Here is a 1,681-nt window from a genome sequence, read left to right on the forward strand (position 1 = left end):
GATGAGCAGACCGACCCAGGGGTGGTCCTCGATCATCGCGTCACCGTAGTGTGTCCTAGACCGCTGTGGCCGGAGGTGCGAGCCGGGCCTGATTGCGGGTATGATCGTCCGGTTGCAGCCGCAGGGCTGCACCTGGCGCGCCCTCGAACCCGAGGTGAATGCGCTGCCTCGGGAATCACGGCGTCGACGTGTGCCGTCCCGTCACGAACAAGGAAGCGACAGTCATGAAGAAGGACATCCACCCGGAGTACGCGCCGGTCGTGTTCCGCGACATCTCCGCGGACTTCTCGATCCTGACGCGGTCCACGCTGACCTCCACGCAGACGGTCGAGTGGGAGGACGGCAACACCTACCCGGTGGTCGACGTCGACATCTCCTCGGCCTCGCACCCGTTCTACACGGGCAAGCAGAAGATCCTCGACACCGCCGGTCGTGTGGAGAAGTTCCGCCGCCGCTACGCCACCAAGGATGACGCGAAGGCCTGACGGCCTGCCGCGCATCAGAACCAGACCTAGGAGACCGAGATGGCTGTCCCCAAGCGCAAGCTCTCGCGCAGCAACACCCGCCACCGCCGTTCGCAGTGGAAGGCGCAGGTGACCGAGCTCGTTCCCGTCCGCGTGGGCGGTCGTGAGGTTCGCGTTCCCCGCCGCCTCGCCAAGGCCGTCGAGCGCGGGCTCGTCGTCCCCGAGGACTGAGCCTCTCCGCAGGATCGACAGGCCGCTCCGGTTCGCCGGAGCGGCCTTCGTCATGCCCGCTGCCGTCCGCATCGTGACGGCCGGGAGGGGTCGGAGTTGGTGTCGCGGGGGACGCGCATCGACCGGTTCCACGCGGCCACGACTTCGGAGGCGTCAGCACGTACTTCGCAGCCGCTGTCCTGCGGTCATGCGGCCTTCCTGACCGGTCCGTGGGTCGAAGGCAGCGGCTGTTGGCGTCGCCACGCGCCTGCCGGGGCTGACGTGCCGTGATGTCAGTTTCTCAACGCCAACCGCCCACAGACCGGGAGCCACGTGCCGTCGGTGTCACTTCCGCAACGCTCGGCCTCGCCCACAGCCCGGCTGAGGCTCGCGTCGACGTGACTCAGCTGCCACATCGGCACGGCAGTCACGCCACGGTGGCCGTCGGCGTGACAGAGATGCCGAAACGGCACGCCAGTCACGCGTGTCGTGGGAAGCCAGCGCATGAGTCGGCCCGAGGTCACGTAAGGTCACGCGGCCGGTGTGTGCGGGTCGTCGGCAGGGGTGCTGCGGAGTGCGGATTGTGCCTCTGACCTGCGATAACGCTGGGAAGCGGGCGAGGGGAGCCGTCGTCGCGACCGGCTCGTTCGTCGCCGCGCGCTCCTCCGCCCGATACTCGGCACCCGAACACGCCGAAGGGCCGCTCGGACAAGTCCGGCGGCCCTTTCGTCGGAGCGGGTGACGAGAATCGAACTCGCACCATCTGCTTGGAAGGCAGAGGCTCTACCATTGAGCTACACCCGCGGGTTTGTGCCTCTGAAGGGTACAGGTTCCGGCGGGTGGTTCTGTGCGGCCTAGAGTGGTCGCGCGACAACGGGATGTGGCGCAGGTTGGTAGCGCGTCCGCTTTGGGAGCGGAAGGTCGCAGGTTCAAATCCTGTCATCCCGACGCTGTCCGACCGCGCGGCGAAGCCGTGCGGATCGGACGCCGTCGGATGACGGATGCCG

General features: G+C 67.8%; 2 protein-coding genes and 2 tRNA genes. 3 read left to right on the top strand and 1 reads right to left on the bottom strand.

Annotation, left to right across the window (positions count from 1 at the left end; translation table 11 throughout):
- The first annotated feature begins 224 nt into the window (after positions 1 to 224).
- Positions 225 to 485: a type B 50S ribosomal protein L31 gene (locus ACOJSN_RS11745; RefSeq protein ID WP_420112685.1), complete on the top strand. Its 261-nt coding sequence runs from the start codon at positions 225 to 227 to the stop codon at positions 483 to 485.
- Between the two features lie 39 nt (positions 486 to 524).
- On the top strand, positions 525 to 695 hold the full coding sequence (rpmF, locus tag ACOJSN_RS11750; RefSeq protein WP_420112686.1) for a 50S ribosomal protein L32: 171 nt from the start codon (positions 525 to 527) through the stop codon (positions 693 to 695).
- Positions 696 to 1,407: 712 nt separating this feature from the next.
- Here rpmF and ACOJSN_RS11755 read toward each other — a convergent pair.
- Positions 1,408 to 1,478 (bottom strand) — tRNA-Gly (locus tag ACOJSN_RS11755).
- A gap of 70 nt (positions 1,479 to 1,548) precedes the next feature.
- Between ACOJSN_RS11755 and ACOJSN_RS11760 the strand changes: the two genes are divergently transcribed.
- Positions 1,549 to 1,622 (top strand) — tRNA-Pro (locus ACOJSN_RS11760).
- The last annotated feature ends 59 nt before the right edge of the window (positions 1,623 to 1,681 follow it).

Source organism: Pseudactinotalea sp., from assembly GCF_048594945.1.
In the GTDB taxonomy this organism is placed as follows: Bacteria; Actinomycetota; Actinomycetes; order Actinomycetales; family Beutenbergiaceae; genus Pseudactinotalea.